We start from the raw sequence: 19,844 nt of genomic DNA, 5'->3' as shown, positions 1-19,844 counted from the left end.
CCGCTCCAAATACAAATACAAAACGCAGAGTGCGCATCAGACCATGTTGAAGAGAGCTTCTAGGCCGTCAATATTCTGTTGAGCCGCCAGAGCGCCCTCATCCTCAAGGGTTTCGAGATTGGCACGGGCTCTATCGATCTCTGACTGCAAATCATCGCGATTGACGTCAGCCATCGGTGTTGCCCGTTCCGCCAGCACGGTTAGCCCGGCTGGAGTCACATCGGCGAAGCCGCCCTGAACGAAGAACTGTTCTTCTTTGCCGTCAGCATAGACCGTGATTGCGCCCGTACGGATCGCCGCCATCAGCGGTGCATGATCCGGCAGAATACCGAGATTGCCTTCGGTCCCTGGCAAGTCGACTTGATCAACCTGTCCAGAGAACAGCTCGCGCTCAGGTGAGACGAGAGAGAATGTGAGCGTATCGGACATAACCAGAAACCCTTGGGGCCTTACGCCGCGTCCGCTGCCATTTTGGCCGCTTTTTCAATCACATCATCGATACCACCGACCATGTAGAACGCTTGCTCAGGCAGGTGATCATATTCACCTTCGACCACGCCTTTGAAGGAACGGACTGTTTCTTCAAGCGGCACTTGGATACCTGGGGAACCGGTGAAGATTTCGGCCACGTCGAACGGTTGTGACAGGAACTTCTCGATCTTCCGGGCGCGCGCAACGACAAGTTTATCTTCTTCCGACAGCTCATCCATGCCGAGAATGGCAATGATGTCTTGCAGAGCTTTGTAGCGCTGAAGAATTTCCTGAACCTGACGGGCAACTTCGTAATGTTCTTGGCCAACTGTCCGAGGCTCTAGAATACGTGATGTGGAGTCGAGCGGGTCAACGGCCGGGTAGATACCCTTTTCCGAAATAGCCCGGTTCAGAACTGTCGTCGCATCCAAGTGAGCAAATGATGTGGCTGGCGCTGGGTCAGTCAAGTCATCGGCTGGCACGTAAATCGCCTGAACAGACGTAATCGAGCCTTTATGCGTGGACGTAATCCGTTCCTGCATGACGCCCATTTCGGTCGCCAATGTTGGCTGATAGCCCACAGCGGATGGAATGCGGCCCAACAAAGCGGACACTTCGGAACCAGCTTGCGTAAAGCGGAAAATGTTATCGACGAAGAACAGAACGTCTTTGCCTTCTTCATCGCGGAAATACTCAGCTTGCGACAGACCTGTCAGAGCAACACGAGCGCGGGCTCCGGGAGGCTCGTTCATCTGGCCATAGACCAGCGTCGCGCGGCTTTCGCCGTCCAAGTTGATCACTTTGGATTCGATCATCTCGTGATAAAGGTCGTTCCCTTCACGGGTCCGCTCACCCACTCCGGCAAACACAGAGTAACCACCGAACAGTTTGGCGATATTGTTGATCAATTCCATGATCAAAACCGTCTTACCAACACCAGCACCGCCGAACAGGCCGATCTTACCGCCTTTGGCGTAAGGGCAAAGCAAGTCGATGACTTTGATACCCGTCGCGAGGACTTCAGTGTCGGTCGCTTGGTCCACGAAAGGTGGAGCCGCTTTGTGGATTGGGGCCACCACTTTCGATGTGATCGGACCGCGTTCGTCGATCGGCTCGCCAATGACGTTCATGATGCGACCGAGCGTTTCCGGTCCAACAGGGACGGTAATCGGAGAGCCCAAATCTGTTACAGCTTGACCGCGAACAAGACCTTCAGTTGCATCCATAGCGATGGTACGAACTGTGCTTTGGCCGAGGTGCTGTGCCACTTCGAGGACCAAGCGCGAGCCGTTATTATCGGTTTCCAGCGCGTTCTGAATTTGCGGCAAATCGCCTTCAAACACTACGTCGACAACAGCGCCAATGACTTGGCTAATTTTGCCAGTCGCGACGCGGTTTGCGTTAGCCGCTTTCTTCGGTGTGCGCTTTGCAGGCGCTTTCTTAGCCGGAGCCTTTTTGGCCGGGGCTTTTTTGGCAGCGGGTTTTTTCGCCGTCGTTTTCTTAGGAGCAATCGCCATCGGGTCTTTCCTGTCAGCTATGCGGTTAAAGCGCTTCCGCGCCTGAAATGATTTCAATGAGTTCTGAGGTAATCTTAGCCTGACGCGTCCGGTTAAAGGTCATCGTTAGATTATCGATCATCTCGCCAGCGTTGCGGGTCGCATTATCCATCGCCGCCATCTTAGAGCCCATCTCGCCCGCTTGGTTTTCCAGCAAAGCTGAGAAAATTTGCGTATTGATGGAGCGCGGCAAGAGCACGCGTAAGATACCCGCTTCGTCAGGTTCGTATGTGTAGATCGCGCCGTTCAAATCCAGACCAGACGTTTCGTCCTCTGTGACTTCGATAGACGCATTGGCCGGAATGATAGTCTGTGCGACCGGATCTTGTTCCATGACATTTTTGAAGTTGGCAAAGACTAGCTTCGCAACATCGAACTCGCCCGCTTCGAACATGGACGTCACGTCCTCGCCAATATTGCGCGCAATGCCCGCATGGAGCGTGCGCTCTTCTTTCAGCGAAATATATTTGACGATATGATCGTGATAGAGGCGGTTAAGCTGATCATAGCCCTTTTTACCGATGAGGTAGAGCTTCACAGTTTTACCAGCCCGCTCCAACGCCACAATCTCTTCGCGCGCCTTGCGCACAATGTTGGTATTGAAGCCGCCGCAAAGACCACGATCCGCCGTGGCCACGACTAGAAGGACCGTGTCCTGCTTTCCGTTGCCGACGAGGAGTTTCGGAGCGTCTCCGCCCTCACCCATCGAACTGGCCAGATTGGAAATCACGCCGCGAATACGCTCGGCATAGGGGCGCGCGCTTTCAGCGGCTTCCTGCGCCTTACGCAATTTAGCCGCCGCAACCATTTGCATGGCCCGCGTGATCTTCTGCGTGTTTTTAACGCTGGAGATCCGGTTTTTGAGCTCTTTGAGAGAGGCCATGGGAGGTCCTTAAGCCTTGGCCGCCGTATAGCCCGACGTAAACGCTTCAAGAACGTCCTTCATCTTGCCTTCGATCTCATCCGTCAGCTTTTTCTGCTTCGCGATATCGCTTAGCAACGCCGTCTGATCATTGCGAAGGTGGGCCAACAATTTAGCTTCGTAATCTTGCACGTCGCCAACGGCGACCTTGGCGAGATACCCACGCGTACCGGCGTAAAGAACAACAACTTGCTCTTCGACTTCGAGTGGCGAGAATTGCGGCTGTTTGAGCAGTTCTGTGAGGCGGTCACCCCGAGCCAAAAGGGCCTGAGTGGACGCGTCGAGATCGGAACCGAACTGGGCGAAGGCCGCCATTTCGCGGTACTGAGCCAACTCGCCTTTAATCGGACCCGCAACCTGTTTCATCGCTTTGATCTGAGCGGATGATCCCACACGGGACACGGACAGACCGACGTTAAGCGCTGGGCGGATACCTTGGAAGAACAGATCAGTCTCAAGGAAGATTTGGCCATCTGTAATCGAGATCACATTGGTCGGAATAAAGGCCGACACGTCGTTACCCTGCGTCTCAATGATCGGCAGAGCCGTCAACGAACCCGCGCCATTATCTTCGTTCATCTTGGCCGCACGTTCCAACAGACGGGAGTGCAGATAGAAGACGTCGCCAGGATAGGCTTCGCGGCCCGGAGGACGACGCAGCAGTAGAGACATCTGACGGTAAGCCACAGCCTGTTTGGACAGATCATCATAAACGATCAGGGCATGCATGCCATTATCGCGGAAATATTCGCCCATCGCACAACCAGAGAATGGTGCGAGGTAAAGCAGCGGTGCAGGCTCAGAGGCCGTGGCAGCAACAACAATGGAGTAATCCATCGCGCCATTTTCTTCGAGTGTCTTGACGAGCTGCGCCACGGTGGAGCGCTTTTGGCCGATAACGACATAGATACAGTAGAGTTTGTCGTTCTCACGGTCGTCGTCGAATGCCGATTTCTGGTTTAGAATCGCATCGATCGCAACAGCCGTCTTACCCGTCTGGCGGTCACCAATGATCAGCTCGCGCTGGCCACGGCCAATCGGAATCAACGCATCGATGGCTTTGATACCAGTCTGAACCGGCTCATGCACAGATTTACGAGGAATGATGCCTGGCGCTTTGACGTCAACACGGCGGCGTTCAGTGGCTTCAATCGGGCCTTTGCCGTCGATTGGGTTACCAAGCGGGTCAACAACGCGGCCAAGCAAGCCTTTGCCGACAGGTACGTCAACGATCTCACCGAGACGACGAACTTGGTCGCCCTCTTTAATGGAGCGGTCATCACCGAAGATCACGACACCGACATTGTCAGTTTCGAGGTTCAGAGCCATGCCCTTAATCCCACCGGGGAATTCGACCATTTCGCCGGCGCGGACATTGTCCAAGCCGTAAACACGGGCGATCCCGTCACCGACGGATAGAACCTGGCCCACATCAGAAACTTTGGCTTCTTTGCCAAAAGTCTTGATCTGCTGCTTCAGGATTGTGGAAATTTCAGCGGCGCGAATGTCCATGAATTGAAGTCCTCTGCGGTCTTAACGTATGCGCGTCAGGCGTCTTGGATTAAGCGAATGGGATTAGGCGGATTTGAGAACGAGGCGCATGTCCTCGAGCTTAGTCTTAAGTGAGGCATCGAACAGGCGCGATCCTAGTTTGACGACAAAGCCGCCTAACAATTCAGGATCGATGTCCGTTTCGATTTCGACAGGTTGTCCCGTCTCAGCTTTGAGCTTGCTCTTAAGCTGGGTCAGTTGCGCCTGTGTCAATTTGGTTGCCGACGTCACTTTAGCAATTTGACTACCGCGAAGCAGTGCAACTTTGTCGTTAAACGCAGCAATAATGGCGGGAAGATCGCCAGCGCGGCGATTCGCAGCGACGACACCGAGAAATTGTTGGGTCAGCTGGCTGGCTTTTGCAGCCTTCGCAATCGCTGTCAGCGCCGCAACCTTATCGTCCGTCGCAAAGACAGGACTATCTGCCATGCGGCGTAGGTCGTCACTATCCTGAAACGCTTGAGCGATGGATTTCAGGTCTTTTTCCACGCGTTTCAATGACTTGGCATCACCTGCCAGGTCAATCAGCGCTTCGGCATAGCGATGCGGGGCTTCGCCCGTAATGACATCATCTGAAGTCACGTCTGGAGTGTCCGTTATCAAAGGGCCGAAATCGTTCCGGCGCGTGTCTCTAAACTGGCAGATATACCCCTGCCCGTTGGTCGCGCGCGGCCTAGCAAAGGCCTGCGGCTTTGCCAACCATGGATTGCCACGCAATGGCAGCCATTTACAAACAAGTTGTCAGATAAGCCTTCCCGTGGCGAATAAGACCTCGATCTTATATAGAGTCGCGATGATATTGGACCTCGTTGCCATTTTTCGCGCGCGTCGCGATCCACGCCTTGCGGCTCGGCTGGCTGCACGTTTCGCCCAGGATCAGGCGATCGAGCGCGTAACGGCACCGCTATTCATAGCCCATATCGTTCTTTGGACTATCATCGGACTTTGCGCGCTCTTTATAATAGGTTTGGCTGTGGCCGCCTTGAGCTTGCATTGGACATTAGCTCTACCCGCTCTGATTCCCTTTGCGATCGGTGGGGTTGCCATTGTTCTAGAACGTGGACTGCGCCGAGGTATGGCGCGAGTCCGCAATATAGCGGGCCAGCTGACCGATCGTGGGATGGATCGCCTCATCCCAAACCCAAAGACAGGTGACGACCCAACATCTTCGCCCCCGCTCAGGGAAGGATAGCAAGACTAGCCTCACCTTCGCCTCGCTGCTATGACCCGCTCGATGAACTATATAGACGCCGCTGACGCCCCCGCCCTGCGCGATGGGGCTATCAAACTCCACGGACCCTCCGGATTCGAAGGCATGCGCAAAGCTGGGCGACTGGCGGCGGAATGTCTCGACCACCTCGCGCCCCTGGTTCAGCCCGGCGTAACGACAGGCGATCTCGATGATGCAGCGCGCACGTTCATTCTAGACCACGGCGCACTGCCCGCAACGATGGGCTATCGCGGTTATAAACATTCGCTCTGCACCTCGATCAACCATGTCGTCTGCCATGGTATTCCCGGTCCTAAACCGCTCAAAGATGGCGACATACTCAATATTGATGTGACCGTTATCGTGGATGGCTGGCACGGCGACACGTCGCGTATGTATGCGGCAGGCGAACCCAACCGACGCGCGGAACGGCTCATGGGCATTACTTATGATGCGCTGATGCTTGGAATCGCCGCAGTGAAACCGGGTAATACGACAGGCGACATTGGCCACGCCATTCAGAGCTTCGTCGAAGGCGAACGTTATTCAGTGGTCGAAGACTTCTGTGGGCACGGCCTAGGGCAATTGTTCCACGATAGTCCGAACATTCTCCATTATGGTCGACCCGGCGAAGGCGAAGAAATCCGCGAAGGTATGTTCTTCACCATCGAACCGATGGTCAATCTGGGTCGGGCGGGCGTCAAAATCTTGTCGGACGGTTGGACGGCTGTGACGCGCGACCGAAAGCTGACGGCACAATTCGAACATTCGATTGGTGTGACGAAGGATGGCTGCGAGATATTCACGCTCTCCCCCACCGGATTACATAAGCCTTATGCCGCCTGAGACAGGCCCGCACTCAAATGAACGGGCGACGGACGGGTTCGAAGCCCTGTTCAAACGCGCAACGGAAAGCACTGACACTGCCGTAAATCCCGAAGGCCAAGCGAACGAAACCGCCGAACCGAAAACTAAGTCGGCCAAAGTACCCAAGCCGCATTATTACGATCACCGCGACCGATTACGCGATAAATTCGTACGGCGTGGGGCTGAGGCCTTCGACGATTATGAGCTGCTCGAGCTGATTCTGTTTCAAGTCTTGCCGCGCATCGACACCAAACCGATTGCCAAAGACCTCATCGCGAATTTTGGCAATCTCGCTGAAGTCGTTGCCGCCCCTGTTGAAAAACTGACGCAGGTAAAAGGGATCGGCCCCAACACGGCCCAGCATTTAAAGCTGCTCCAGCAAGTCAGCATCCGCATCAGCCAAAGCTCAGTGTTAAACCGCCCAGTTCTATCCAGCTGGAACGCCCTGCTCGATTACTGCCGCGCCGCTATGCAATTTGAAGGACGCGAGCAGTTCCGTGTTTTGTTCCTTGATCGTAAGAACCGCCTACTTGCCGATGAAGTTATGGGCCGCGGCACGGTTGATCGCGCGCCTGTCTACCCACGGGAAATCGTGCGGCGCGCCTTGGTTCACGAAGCAACCGCGATCATCCTTGCGCATAATCACCCCTCCGGCGACCCAACCCCGTCCCGCCAAGACATCGAATTGACGCTGTCCATTATAGAGACCGCCAAAGCCATCGACATTGTCGTTCACGATCATCTTGTGATCGGACGTGAAGATGTGGCCAGCTTTAAGATGCTAGGCTTAATGTAGGCCGCGACGAACTTTGGGTTTTCTGGCTCAAAACATTCTCGCACAGATCAGTGTCTTACATTGAACTTCTCGCCTTGACCCATTGCGTCAACTACCCCCATGAACCCATCAAAAGGGGAATGGGATGAGCGCAAAAAAAAGCAAAAAAACGATGAGCCGATCAACGGTCCTCATCTTGCTAACGCTGGTCTATGTCTTCAATTTCCTAGACCGACAGATCATCGGGATTGTTTCCCCCTTTATCCAGGCTGATCTTGGATTCACAGACGCTCAGCTCGGTTGGCTCAAAGGCCTAGCCTTCGCAGCTCTCTATTGCACAGTCGCCATTCCGATCGCTTTGTTGGCTGATCGGTTCAATCGCGTCCGCATCGTGTCCATCTCACTCGCGGTTTGGTCTGCCTTTACAGTTCTGACCGGCATGGCTCAAACCTTCGCCCAAATGCTCTTCGCTCGCATTGGTGTCGGCATTGGCGAGGCCGGTGGCAGCCCGCCATCCCACTCTATCATTTCCGATCTTTACGCCAAGGAAGAGCGCGCCTCAGCCTTGGGCATCTATTCGCTCGGTATCCCGCTCGGTGTCATGGCGGCCTATTTCGCGACCGGAACATTATTGAGCATGGAAGGCGCCAACTGGCGCTGGGTCCTTATCGCGCTCGGCGTCCCCGGAATTCTACTCGCTGTCGTACTGATGTTGATCGTACCGGAACCCAAACGCGGCGCCAAAGACGTCGCAGTTGACGTCGATCCGGATGCGGATCCTGTTAAGTTTAGTGAGAATCTAAAGACACTGCTTTCTATCCCGAGTTGGTGGAACATGTGCCTCGCCGTCTCATTCGTTAGTTTTGGCGGTTACGCCGTCTCTAACTGGGGCATTGATTATATCGCGCGGTGGAAGCCGGAAGTCATGGCACCCGAGTCCTTCCGCAATCTTATGTATGCCTTTGGTGTTTTGAACGCACTGGCTTACGGACCCGGCACCTATTTTGGCGCGAAATGGGCGGATAGCCTCGGCAAGAAAAGCGTTCGTGCCTATGGTTGGCTACCCGGAGCGGCGCTTCTAATCGGCGCACCGGCTCTCATTTTGTCCTTTTGGGTCGACTCTCTGACGATCCATATTCTCTTAATCGCGCTCTACACGCTCACCGCCGGCTTTTATCTTGGACCATCCTTCGCTTTGGCTCAAACGCTGGCCCCAATCCGCATGCGCGCAATGAGCACGGCCCTGTTCTTCTTTATTCTGAACATGATTGCCCTCGGCGGTGGCCCGACGATCATTGGGTTGATCAGTCAACATCTGACACCTGAACATGGGCCTGAGCAGGCGCTACGCTTAGCAATGACATGGCTGGCCGTGCCCTATGCGATCAGCATCTTGTTCTTCTTCATTACGGCAAAGACCTTGCCCAATGACTGGACTGCCGCCAATGCGAGGAATTCGGGGAAAACCTAGAGCTCATCCCTTTCTTCTGCCCGCGCTTTCGTTAGAACGCGGGCATGATAGACCGCTACTCCCGTCCCGAAATGTCTGCGATCTGGTCGCAGGCCTCTAAATACCGCATTTGGTTTGAGATTGAAGCGCATGGCTGCGACGCGCTCGCAGAGTTGGGCGTGATCCCTAAATCATCCGCCAAGACGATCTGGGACAAGGGGGGTGCTGCAGAGTTTGATGTGGCGCGGATCGATGAAATCGAACGCGAGGTCAAACATGATGTCATCGCCTTCCTGACCCATTTAGCCGAATTTATCGGGGATGATGCGCGCTTCGTCCATCAGGGCTTCACGAGTTCTGACATTCTCGATACGACACTATCTGTTCAGCTGGCCCGCGCGACCGACCTATTGCTAGTCGGTATGGACCGCGTTCTGACCGCTCTAAAAACCCGCGCTGAAGAGCATAAGCACACGATTACGATTGGACGTAGCCACGGCATTCATGCTGAACCGACGACAATGGGCATCAAGCTCGCCCGCTTCTATGCCGAGTTCGCCCGTGGCCGTGACCGACTGGTCAGAGCAAGAGAAGAGATAGCCGTTTGCGCGATCTCTGGCGCGATTGGCACCTTCGCGAATATCGACCCAACGGTTGAAGAACATGTGGCTGAAAAAATGGGGCTCGCGATTGAACCCGTCTCCTCACAGATCATTCCGCGCGATCGCCACGCTGCCTATTTCGCAGCCTTGGGCGTAATTGCCTCCTCCATTGAGAACATCGCCGTCGAAATCCGCCACCTTCAACGCACTGAGGTGCTGGAAGCCGAAGAGTTTTTCTCCAAGGGTCAAAAAGGCAGCTCGGCCATGCCGCATAAGCGCAACCCGGTCCTGACCGAGAACCTGACTGGTCTCGCTCGCTTGGTGCGCATGGCGGTCATGCCCGCGATGGAAAATGTCGCCCTGTGGCATGAGCGCGATATCAGCCACTCCTCCGTCGAACGAGGCATCGCGCCCGATACGACCATACATCTCGACTTTGCTTTGCACCGCCTTGCAGGCGTTATCGAGAAACTCGTTATCTACCCGGATAAGATGAAGTCTAATATGGACCGCCTCGGTGGCCTCCATAATAGCCAGCGTGTTCTATTAGCTCTGACCCAAGCTGGAGAGCAGCGCGAAAGCGCTTATCGCCTCGTGCAACGTAATGCGATGAAGGTTTGGGAGCTGTTCCGAACTGAGGGCAATGCGGGGGACGGAACATTCCGCGACCTGTTGCACAAAGACGCGGACGTGACCGCGCTACTCTCGACCGAGCAAATCAACGACATGTTCGACGATGCCTATCATTTAAAACATGTCGATACGATTTTCAGCCGGGTTTTCTCGTAACCTCGGCGTCATGGTTGTTACCACGACGTTTATAATCGATAGCGCTATGGTTAGCTGAGTTTAAAGATTCCGACCCTTGAGGTCGGGATTTTCGTTCTGGCTGAAAAAAGTCAAAAATAATTCTTGCATATATTTGAGTGACTTAGATCAGAAATTAACTGATCTGGAAACTAATCTGAATCGAGCCTTACCGCGCGATTCCCATTTTCTTCACCGTCCTGCGTCACACATTGGCTCAACTTAAGAACAACCGTGCCAATTCGACATTCTAACACAGGACTTCATCATGAGACTTCGTTCCGCCGCTGCAGTTTCCGCTCTACTTACTTTGCTCATCGCTGCCCCCGCCTTTGCCGCCCCCGACGTTTATGTCGTGAATTTCCGTCACGCTGAAGACGCAACATCCCAGAAACTTGATAGCCAGTTATCGTCAGCGCTCGAAATGGCGCGCGTCAATGCCGAAGAGGTGGTGATTGATACCACTACAGCCGCGAAGTGGGAAAAAGCGGCGCATGACGCTTTCAACCGCGATATTGTTCCGGTCTTCAACAAATGGGTTGGCCTACCCGGCTTCGCCGCTGTTGTGGATGCGAATAGCAAAACAGTCATCGGATGCGTCAAGGCCTCCGTACATCCGACACAGATGGCGCGCGAAATCCAACAGATGGTCTCTGTTGCCAAAGGTGACGCCTATATCAGCAAAGTCTCCAGCCGCACGACGGCCACTCAATGCCCAGACGCATACAACAAACCGCTTGTTGATTAAGAGACACAGTTAAATTGCCCATTCTGGGGGGAGAGACGCTCGGACGGTTCACCGTTCGAGCGTTTTGCGTTGACGAAACTGTGACCCGCAGGCCAGAATATTTGGGATAGGACTAAAATCCGGTTCAATGGATAATGGTCCAACAAGGACAGATGATGAAGACTGTAATCAAAAGCGCACTAGCTGCCCTCGCCCTGGCGACGGGCCTAAGCAGCGCAACAAGCGCGCAGACTTACCGCGTCGCAGCGGCCACACCGGATGTTTATGTCGTCATGTTCCGGGCAGATTGGTGCGCGCCGTGCAAAGTTGTTGAACCGCGCCTCAACGATGCACTGCGAAACCTGCATGATCCACGCATTGAATACGTCAATATCGACATTTCAGGCGGACGCGGAGACTGGAACGCACATGCCGTTTTTGATCGCGGCATCGTTCAACAGTATAATGAGTGGATGGGTGTGACCGGTTTTGCCGCTATCATCGACGGTGACACGAAACGGACGCTGGGTTGTTTGAACATCACTTACGACACCAACGCGATGGCCAGCCATATTCGTAATCTACAGGGTCAAGCCAAGCGCAACGCCCGCACGTTTGACGTCACCTGCCCGGCCCCGAACCATCCTGTTTAGGTGGGCCACCCCGTTTAAGGGGCAGCCCATCTAATTTCAGCGGCAGAGCGTAAAGCGCTCAGCTCTTAAGCGTCTGTATCACCCTCTGGTGCTTCACCTTCATCTGATCCGTCAGAAACCACTTCCTCGTCTTCGGTTTCCGCGATGCGCTCGACGCTGACGACATGCTCATCTTCGCGCGTTCGGATGACCCAAACACCTTTAGAGCTGCGTGAGACGATTGAGATATTGTCGACACCGGTGCGTAGAAGCTGCCCACCATCAGTGACCAGCATGATCTGATCACCATCTTCGACCACGAAGCTACGAACCAGCTCGGCATCATCCGCTTTTTTGCCACGATCCAAATTCTGAGCAATCACGCCCTTCCCGCCGCGACCGCGCACTGGATAGGAGTAAGAGCTTGCGCGCTTACCAAGACCGTCATCGGCAATGGTCAGCAGGAATTGTTCAGCCGCGCCCATTTCGCCTAATCGCTCATCAGACAAGGCTGTTTCGTTTTCGACCTCATCCTCATCATCTGAACTATCGTCGACGTCATCGCCCAGCGCCTTACGCATAGCGTTGGCGTGTTTGAGATAGGCTGTCCGATCTTCGCTGGTAGCATCGAAATGCCGCAACACGGCCATCGAGATAACCTCATCGCCCAACCCAAGCTTAATCCCCCTAACCCCGGATGAGGTCCGACCGACAAAACGGCGTGCATCGGTAACAGGGAAGCGGATCGCCCGACCCAAAAGGGTCGTCAGAACGATATCGTCCTGCTCAGAGCAGAGACGCACATCAACAATACCATCGCCCTCGTCAGGTTTCATCGCGATCTTACCATTGCGGTTGATGCGCGTGAAATCAGCCAAGCTATTGCGGCGCACACCGCCGGACTTGGACGCGAACATAATATCGAGACCTGCCCAATCCTCTTCATTCTCCGGCAGAGCCATAATGGAGGTGATTTTCTCATCGCCATCCAAAGGAAGGAGTTGATTAAAGCTCCGGCCACGCGTTGCTGCGCCACCCTGCGGGACTTTCCAGACCTTCAGTTTGTAAGCCATGCCGCTAGAGGAAAAGAGCAAGATCGGCGTGTGGGTCGTCGCGACAAAGACCGTGGTGACGAAATCTTCGTCCTTGGTCTGCATGCCTGAGCGACCCTTGCCGCCACGATGTTGCGATCGGTAGGTGTCAAGTGGGGTCCGTTTGACATAGCCACCATTGGTCACGGTCACGACCATATCTTCGACCGCAATCAGATCCTCATCGTCAAAGTCGAAGCCGCCATCCATGAATGCGGATCGGCGTGGTGTCGCGAATTTCTCACGAACTTCAGTCAACTCATCCCGGATCAGCGTGCGGACTCGATCTCTGGACCGGAGAATAGCCAGTAAGTCGGTAATTAGAGCCGCCAGCTTCTCAGCTTCCTCTGTAATTTCCTCCATTCCGAGCGCGGTAAGCTTCTGCAGACGGAGGTCGAGAATGGCGCGCGCCTGCTCATCCGTCAGCTTGATGGTGCCGTCATCTTGAAGGCGAGACCGAGGGTCAGCGATCAACCGGATCAAGGCGCCCATCGTTTCTGCCGACCAGCTTCGAGAGGTCAGCGCCTCACGAGCTGCGGCGGGGTTTGCGGACGTGCGGATAAGGCGGATAATCTCATCAATATTGGCGACGGCTGTCGCCAGACCAACCAAGATGTGAGCGCGGTCCCGTGCCTTGCTGAGGTCGAACTTGGTTCGCCGCGCGATCACGTCTTCGCGGAATGAGAGGAACGCCTCGATCATCTGTCGGACGTTCATCTGTTCTGGCTTACCGCCATTCAGCGCCAGCATGTTGGAGCTGAAATTCTGCTGCAACGGCGTATAACGATAGAGCTGATTCAGAACGACTTCGGCAACCGCGTCGCGTTTCAACTCGACCACGACCCGCATGCCGTCACGATCGGACTCATCGCGAACCGCGGAAATACCTTCGATCCGCTTCTCATTCACCAGCGCCGCGATCTTTCCGATCATCGAGGCCTTATTCACCTGGAACGGGATTTCCGTCACAACGATGGCGTAGCGATCCTTACGGATTTCCTCGACTTCGGCGACGGCGCGCACGGTTACACTACCGCGACCGGTCAAAACGCCCTGTTTTGCGCCGCTGCGACCCATGATCAGGCCGCCTGTCGGGAAGTCAGGCCCCGGAATGATTTCTAGCAATTCCTCATCGGTCAGTTCCCCATCCAGCAAGGCAATCGTGGCGTCGATTACTTCACCGAGATTATGCGGAGCGATATTGGTGGCCATACCGACGGCGATACCGCCCGCGCCATTGACGAGAATATTCGGGAATCGCGCGGGCAGAACAACAGGTTCACTTTCGGACGAGTCGTAATTGTCCTGAAAATTGACCGTATTTTTCTCAATATCGGCGAGCAGTTGCGCGGCCGGGTGGTCCATTCGGACCTCAGTATAGCGCATCGCGGCGGGCGGGTCGCCGTCAACAGAACCAAAGTTCCCCTGTCCGTCGAGGAGCGGCAGACGCATGGAGAAATCCTGCGCCATACGGACCAACGCGTCATAAACGGCGCTATCACCATGCGGGTGGTATTTACCGATAACGTCACCAACAACACGCGCTGATTTTTTGTAAGCCTTTTCGCGCGTGAAGCCGTTTTCATGCATCGAGTAGAGGATACGGCGGTGTACAGGTTTCAGACCATCCCGAACATCCGGGATCGCGCGGCTGACAATCACGCTCATCGCATAGTCGAGATAGGAGCGTTTCATCTCCTCCTCGATGGTTACTGGAGAGACTCCCGGTTCTTTCTCGGGCGGCGTTCCAGTCTGATTTTCAGTATCGTCGCTCACATGAAATCCTCTAGCCGAGTGCCTTGAAAAGTCACGGATTACGCCGTGCGCGATTCGGCCGCTCTGGTTATCAAAACCCTATCATTTGGCGGCTCGTTTCACAAACAAACCCGGCGTTGGAACACAGATCAAATATGGACGTTTTTTCGTCGCAAAGCTCTGTTACAGTCATAAAAAGCCCTGGAAGGATTCCGCCATGAAAAACCTAATTCTCGCAACGACAGCCGTCGCACTTGTGGCTTGCAACGGTACGGAAGAAACGTCTGGCCTGAGCACCAGCGAGGCTGCGACAGACACTCAAACCGTCGCCAGCCTGATGAGCCAGAGCGTTTCAGTCATGAACAGTGCGGGTAGCGAAATCGGGACGGCGACGATTACAGATGAGGCAGAGGGCGGCGTCATGATCCGGCTCGAAGTCACATCAATTCCGGAGGGGTCACACGCGATCCATTTCCACGAAACAGGCACGTGCGACACGCCAGATTTTATGAGCGCAGGCGGCCACTATAATCCAAGCTCCGCGAACCACGGCTTCCAATCAACGGCGCCCAACCCACATGCGGGGGATATGCGCAACTTCGACGCGCCTATGTCAGGTGTCGTTCAAACGGACATTCGTAATGAACGCGTCACCCTGTCGCCGCGCGACGGACTCGCGCCGCTCTTCGATGCGAACGGCACGGCGTTGATCATCCACGCCGCAGCCGATGATTATGAGACCCAGCCCACAGGTGCCGCCGGCGGGCGTATCGCTTGTGCGGTGATCACACGTTAGACCCCTTAACGACGAGTCTAACTCAGAAGCTTGTCAGCTTAATTGCCGCTCCATATCCGACTCCACCATTTGTGATCGGGGGTCGTTTTGCGTGTATTGAAGAAGCCCGTATCGGCTTCTACTTTTTCGCGGATGGCTTTTCGGTCCCAGTTAGTGAGGTTGGCCAGGGTTTTGATCTCAGTTTCGCGGCGTTTGTTGACCATAGCCTTATACTCGGCCGCCGCTTCGCATTTCATTTCACCGTCATAGGCATGTCGCAGTACGTAACGGCCTTGGAAATTATCCCGTGATCCGGTCGTCTTGAACTTCAGGTCTTCCGGGAAGCTCTCGGCATCATATCGAACATGCAGGCGCGTCACGAACACGTCCTTGGCCTGAGGCCGTATCGGGCGCATGCGTTTCTCTTCCATCACAGGACCGTCCTCTAGCCAGAACACGCCAAGTTCTTGGAGTTGCTCATCGGATAGCGGATCGGCGGCGCACGGGTCGCACCAATTCATATCCCACGCATATTCCATGAAAACGCCGTGGCCGCCGTCGCGGTCGGTCGCGGTCTGGAACATGGCTTTATAGAAATCGCCGAATTCATCCTTCACGTAAGGCGGGATCTCCTCACCAGTGGGGATTTTTTGCGTCCGATAATTGGTCGTTTCAACCTGCCCGTTCCGGGTCAACATGTAGACGAACATGTCTTGGTCATCCTTAGCGTTGACGGTACCCAACCGGATGGGGAGCATGAATTTCGGCGTCTCAAAGGCGACCGCGATAGGGCGCAAATATTCTGAGCCGTTCTCCGCGCGCTCTTCAAGGTTCACTTTGGCGACGAAGAATTTCATGTCCTGTTTGATGTAACTGCCGAGGGTGCGTTTCGCCTTGGCCGGCACTTTGTAGCCGTTCTCTTCAAGCCAAGTCTGAAGGCCATCGCTCTCTTTTGCGGACAGGATCAGGATATCATATTCACCGACCGTGAATTCTTCTTCGATCGTAACGCCGAGTGACTTTGTGCGCTCTTCAAATTCGGCAGCGGCACCATCCATCATGGGGGCCGATGTGGTTTCCATCCGCATATATTGACGTCGATCACAGGGATTATCGTCGAAATACTCAACCAAACGTGGCGCCGTGTAGGCGTCCAAATGGGTCAGCAAAGCTGGGTCGCTAATATGGACTTGATCCTTGGTAATGACCGTCGGCACCGGGATCACCATGGCGAATTCTTCCGGTTCACCCTGATAATCATTGGCCATAGTAATGACGGTGCGGTTACCGTCTCGTACCATCGCGACTTTGGAACTCTCATTAAACAGCTCCGTGTCCGCTTTGGCGACGTAGAAGCCGCAAAAGGCCGAGGCATTTGTGGCGATAGCCGTTACAGTGAGCGCAAGGGCGCTACTCAGCAGGCGTGAGGACATGAGTGTCTCCTTCAGAATGAGGGGCAGAGAAAGGGGATGAAAAGCGAGGCCACGCATAGCGTTGACCACGGGAAAAATGATCGATGACGGGGACGAGCGGCGCGCACAGTATCAAGGCGAGAATGATGCCTGCACTATTGTAGAGACCGAACTGGATTGAGAAACCCACCGTGGCAACCAAAGCCGCAAACAGAACGCGGCCCAACCGCGTATTCGGCGTCGTTTTAGGATCAGAAATCATAAAGAAAGCGAAGATCAGAAGCGCACCACTTTGCAACTGATGCAAGGGAATGGCGAGCGGATCACCAAGCCAGACCGCACGACCAAATAAGAGCGCGGCATAGCTAAACAGCAAGGCTAGACTAACGTCCCAACGTTTCGCCTTGCCGGTGACGATACCGCCAAGACCGAGCAACAAAATCGCGAAAATCGGCGCTGAGCCCCATTGGCCCGGCGAAATCCAAGCCGAGGCAAACAACAGACTAACAATCACAAGGCCAAAATTGGCGGGGTTGAAAATATGTTTGCCATCCCAGCGCAGGACATATTTTGATCCAACGGCCAGAACGCCTGCGAGAATCGACAGGCTCACGCTGCCCGTTCTCAACAGCAGAGTCAGCGACAAGGCTGAAATGAGCGGACTACGCGGATCAAACGGACGATGCCCGATAAAACGGTCAGCCAGCGCTTGTGTGCCGAGAGTCGCCCCGACACATCCGACGACATGCCACCAAGGCAGGCGGAAGCTGTAGGCGAACAAGCCGATCAGGATCAGTGAAGACAGGATAGCAATTTGATAGTGGCGTGGATCGCGTGACAGCGCCCTCGCCCAGTCCATCACTTTCATTATCTCAGCCCCTATCGTGTTATTAAGTAACTAAATCTCTCAATTGTGGCGAAGCAAGGGCAAGACCCCCTATCCAGAATGAAACTTCCGTCACGTCACACGGCGTTATTCAGCGAATGTCTCCCGTTTTGACACGAGCCAACTTAAAGTGGGACAGTGCGCCATGAAACACTGCGCCCTGTTCATCCCTCTCTTCACATTAGCGGCATGTATGGCGGCTGAACCGATAACGACAGGCGCAGCCGATGACACCGCAACACCGCATCCGCAGCATACCCAGACGCCTTCCCCCAGTGATGTCAGCCTTGGCAATGGTGAGGAAAACCGAATCCAGCTGAACGGAATAACCCGCAATGGACCCAGCCTGATTGTCCCGGAAATTATGGCCGAAGCCGATAGCTTCCTTGTGCTTCACCCCTTCGCAGACGGGGCGCCGGTTCAAACCGATTATGTCGGGGCGACTTTCGTTCCAGCTGGAACGCAAACTAACGTCGCTATTCGCTTGGACAACACGCCGGATGACGGCGCGCCCTTCATCATCATGTTACATAGGGACGTGAATCGGGATGGGGCTTTCCAATTTGGTGATGGAGTCACCGTCGCAGATGCGCCCGTTTTTGAAGGATCGACCCTAATTGCAATGCCAATGCAGGTTCCATCCTCCACGCCCGTGACGCCCGCACTGATCCGGTCCAGTGCTGCGGAACATCTAAGCAAATATGAGTCTTTTCGGGAACGCGCAGACTATCGGGACGCCCCCGCTGCTTCACGGGCACGAGCACTGATCCATCGTTGGCTGGTTGAGGTTGAAGCCCCGACACGGTCCATTGAGACGGCTCGACCGCTCTTTGCTCCAGAGTTCGTTATGAACTTCCCCTCCGGCCCGATCGATACGAGCAACGCGTTACAAGCTTGGCTAGAGGGTCCGGCCGCAGCCTTCGCGGCCACGCGCCATGTCCTCAGCACTGTTCAGCATCAAGAAATCGAACCGGGACGCTCCACCGTCGAGATGGTGATGAATTGGGATGGCCTCTCCCACACGGGGGACCGGATGCACGCCAAAACACAGCATCGCTGGACTATCGTAGACGGTGGAGGCGACCTTCCCCTGATCGAACAGGTCGATGTGGAAATTCTGGAGCCCTTTGCTCCAGCCAGTTGGAACCAGCCCTAAAGTTTCACGATTGGTTCGAACGCACCGAAGATTAGCCGCTTGCCGTCAAACGGCATAGCGCTGCCAAATTCGACCATAACAGGATCGGATTCACAGGCTTCCCACGCCGCATCACGCACTGCTTTGTCAGGCCAAATCATCCACCCGGTGACAACATCTTCGTCATCTTTCTTGGCGACGGCTTTGACCATGGACGTGACCTCACCGTCCGGCACGTCACTCCCCCATGCCTCCACACATTCAAGAGCACCGAGACGTTTGAACATCTCCGCAAACCGTTGGGCATGTTCAATATAAACGGCCTTATTCGCTTTCTGCACAGCCACCATGAAAACATCGATATATGTCATGTAAAACTCCTCGCTTGGACCAACATAACACACTCCGTCCGGCAAAGAAAAAGGGCGCTGACGCGCCCTTCACTTAAATCTTGAATGACCTCTACCCTAGAACGGAATATCGTCATCTAGATCAAAGTCTTGCTTTGGGCCTTCCATTGCGCTGGCAGATCGGGATCCACCACCAGAGCTGCCGCCTTGGTCCATATTGCCGTAGCCGCCGCTGTCTTGGTTGTAGCCGCCACCGCCAGAGCCACCGCCGCCGCCGGAATTGCGGCTATCGAGCATAGTGAGCGTCGTGCCGGGGCCTTGGAGAACGATCTCCGTCGTATATTTGTCATTACCGTCGCGATCCTGCCATTTGCGGGTCTGCAACTTGCCTTCAATATAGAGCTTTGAGCCCTTTTTGACATAACGTTCGATGACGCCGACCAAGCCTTCGCCAAATACAGCGACCCGGTGCCATTCAGTCTTTTCCTTGCGTTCGCCGCTTTGCTTATCGCGCCAAGTCTCCGACGTCGCGATAGACAGGTTTGCGACCTTGCCGCCATTGCCGAAGGTCCGAATTTCGGGGTCGTTACCGACATTCCCGATCAAGATTACCTTATTCACTGATCCCGCCATTATACGCTCCTATAGCTAACTGAGTCGCCGGTTCGCTTTGACCGGCGTGCGTGGGACACTTAATATGTTCCGGTTTCGTTCTCAATGCAAGAGCGTCCGGCATCGCCTTCTGCAAAGGGATAGAGGAAGAGTCGAGTCGACGGGCTTCAAATCTATGTGGGCAATCCCTAAATGAGGTCTCAGGCCGAGGCTTGCCTGTCTTCAAGAAATTGACTAGCGCAGTAATGTTCTGCAAAT

19 protein-coding genes are annotated in these 19,844 nt (G+C 54.7%); 9 read left to right on the top strand and 10 right to left on the bottom strand.

The window, feature by feature from the left end:
* Positions 1-36 precede the first annotated feature (36 nt).
* From QQL54_RS05030 to QQL54_RS05010, 5 genes are all read right to left on the bottom strand, one after another.
* Complete coding sequence (locus QQL54_RS05030) at positions 37-429, bottom strand: F0F1 ATP synthase subunit epsilon (RefSeq protein ID WP_284388243.1); 393 nt, start codon at positions 427-429, stop codon at positions 37-39.
* A 20-nt stretch (positions 430-449) separates the two neighbouring features.
* Positions 450-1,988 carry a F0F1 ATP synthase subunit beta gene (gene atpD / locus QQL54_RS05025; RefSeq protein ID WP_284388242.1) on the bottom strand — a complete coding sequence of 513 codons (1,539 nt, stop codon included), beginning with the start codon at positions 1,986-1,988 and terminating at the stop codon, positions 450-452.
* 25 nt (positions 1,989-2,013) lie between these two features.
* Positions 2,014-2,910: a F0F1 ATP synthase subunit gamma gene (locus QQL54_RS05020; protein WP_284388240.1), complete on the bottom strand. Its 897-nt coding sequence runs from the start codon at positions 2,908-2,910 to the stop codon at positions 2,014-2,016.
* A 9-nt stretch (positions 2,911-2,919) separates the two neighbouring features.
* Entirely contained in the window at positions 2,920-4,461 is a 1,542-nt protein-coding gene (atpA, locus tag QQL54_RS05015; protein WP_284388237.1) for a F0F1 ATP synthase subunit alpha, read from the bottom strand.
* A 63-nt stretch (positions 4,462-4,524) separates the two neighbouring features.
* Positions 4,525-5,082 (bottom strand): F0F1 ATP synthase subunit delta, encoded by a 558-nt coding sequence (locus QQL54_RS05010; protein WP_284388235.1) that lies wholly within the window; start codon positions 5,080-5,082, stop codon positions 4,525-4,527.
* A gap of 211 nt (positions 5,083-5,293) precedes the next feature.
* Between QQL54_RS05010 and QQL54_RS05005 the strand changes: the two genes are divergently transcribed.
* From QQL54_RS05005 to QQL54_RS04975, 7 genes are all read left to right on the top strand, one after another.
* Positions 5,294-5,692: a hypothetical protein gene (locus QQL54_RS05005; protein ID WP_284388233.1), complete on the top strand. Its 399-nt coding sequence runs from the start codon at positions 5,294-5,296 to the stop codon at positions 5,690-5,692.
* Positions 5,693-5,734: 42 nt separating this feature from the next.
* Positions 5,735-6,556, top strand: coding sequence for a type I methionyl aminopeptidase (gene map / locus QQL54_RS05000; protein ID WP_284388232.1), 822 nt, complete (start codon positions 5,735-5,737; stop codon positions 6,554-6,556).
* Positions 6,546-7,373: a RadC family protein gene (gene radC, locus QQL54_RS04995; RefSeq protein WP_284388231.1), complete on the top strand. Its 828-nt coding sequence runs from the start codon at positions 6,546-6,548 to the stop codon at positions 7,371-7,373. The genes map and radC overlap by 11 nt, the downstream gene beginning before the upstream one ends.
* 124 nt (positions 7,374-7,497) lie before the next feature.
* Positions 7,498-8,823: a spinster family MFS transporter gene (locus QQL54_RS04990; protein WP_284388228.1), complete on the top strand. Its 1,326-nt coding sequence runs from the start codon at positions 7,498-7,500 to the stop codon at positions 8,821-8,823.
* A gap of 44 nt (positions 8,824-8,867) precedes the next feature.
* The gene (gene purB, locus QQL54_RS04985; RefSeq protein ID WP_284388227.1) at positions 8,868-10,193 is read left to right on the top strand and encodes an adenylosuccinate lyase; all 1,326 of its coding nucleotides are present in this window, start codon (positions 8,868-8,870) and stop codon (positions 10,191-10,193) included.
* Between the two features lie 286 nt (positions 10,194-10,479).
* Positions 10,480-10,959 carry a hypothetical protein gene (locus tag QQL54_RS04980; RefSeq protein WP_284388225.1) on the top strand — a complete coding sequence of 160 codons (480 nt, stop codon included), beginning with the start codon at positions 10,480-10,482 and terminating at the stop codon, positions 10,957-10,959.
* 152 nt (positions 10,960-11,111) lie between these two features.
* Positions 11,112-11,591: a thioredoxin family protein gene (locus tag QQL54_RS04975; RefSeq protein ID WP_284388224.1), complete on the top strand. Its 480-nt coding sequence runs from the start codon at positions 11,112-11,114 to the stop codon at positions 11,589-11,591.
* 65 nt (positions 11,592-11,656) lie between these two features.
* On the opposite strand, the gene gyrA is transcribed toward QQL54_RS04975, so the two are convergent.
* A complete protein-coding gene (gyrA, locus tag QQL54_RS04970; protein ID WP_284388222.1) occupies positions 11,657-14,437 on the bottom strand; it encodes a DNA gyrase subunit A in 2,781 nt (926 codons plus the stop codon).
* Between the two features lie 196 nt (positions 14,438-14,633).
* Here gyrA and QQL54_RS04965 point away from each other — a divergent pair, with 196 nt between their 5' ends.
* Positions 14,634-15,212, top strand: coding sequence for a superoxide dismutase family protein (locus QQL54_RS04965; RefSeq protein ID WP_284388220.1), 579 nt, complete (start codon positions 14,634-14,636; stop codon positions 15,210-15,212).
* Between the two features lie 38 nt (positions 15,213-15,250).
* Here QQL54_RS04965 and QQL54_RS04960 read toward each other — a convergent pair whose 3' ends face one another.
* Together QQL54_RS04960 and QQL54_RS04955 are read right to left on the bottom strand one after the other, a co-directional pair.
* On the bottom strand, positions 15,251-16,624 hold the full coding sequence (locus QQL54_RS04960; RefSeq protein ID WP_284388218.1) for a DUF2330 domain-containing protein: 1,374 nt from the start codon (positions 16,622-16,624) through the stop codon (positions 15,251-15,253).
* A complete protein-coding gene (locus QQL54_RS04955) occupies positions 16,602-17,471 on the bottom strand; it encodes an RnfABCDGE type electron transport complex subunit D (protein WP_284388216.1) in 870 nt (289 codons plus the stop codon). Before QQL54_RS04955 ends, QQL54_RS04960 begins: the two co-directional genes overlap by 23 nt.
* 163 nt (positions 17,472-17,634) lie before the next feature.
* Here QQL54_RS04955 and QQL54_RS04950 point away from each other — a divergent pair, with 163 nt between their 5' ends.
* Positions 17,635-18,645 (top strand): DUF7282 domain-containing protein, encoded by a 1,011-nt coding sequence (locus QQL54_RS04950; RefSeq protein ID WP_284388214.1) that lies wholly within the window; start codon positions 17,635-17,637, stop codon positions 18,643-18,645.
* Here QQL54_RS04950 and QQL54_RS04945 read toward each other — a convergent pair.
* Both QQL54_RS04945 and ssb read right to left on the bottom strand, forming a co-directional pair.
* Positions 18,642-18,995 (bottom strand): DUF1428 domain-containing protein, encoded by a 354-nt coding sequence (locus tag QQL54_RS04945; RefSeq protein WP_284388213.1) that lies wholly within the window; start codon positions 18,993-18,995, stop codon positions 18,642-18,644. The two genes, QQL54_RS04950 and QQL54_RS04945, sit on opposite strands and share 4 nt — an antisense overlap.
* A gap of 96 nt (positions 18,996-19,091) precedes the next feature.
* A complete protein-coding gene (gene ssb, locus QQL54_RS04940; RefSeq protein ID WP_284388209.1) occupies positions 19,092-19,607 on the bottom strand; it encodes a single-stranded DNA-binding protein in 516 nt (171 codons plus the stop codon).
* Between the last annotated feature and the right edge of the window lie 237 nt (positions 19,608-19,844).

This window comes from Algimonas ampicilliniresistens (assembly GCF_030159955.1).
Classification (GTDB): Bacteria; Pseudomonadota; Alphaproteobacteria; order Caulobacterales; family Maricaulaceae; genus Litorimonas; species Litorimonas ampicilliniresistens.
The sequence above is the reverse complement of the archived record's forward strand: the minus strand, read 5'-3'. Positions and strand labels throughout refer to the sequence as shown.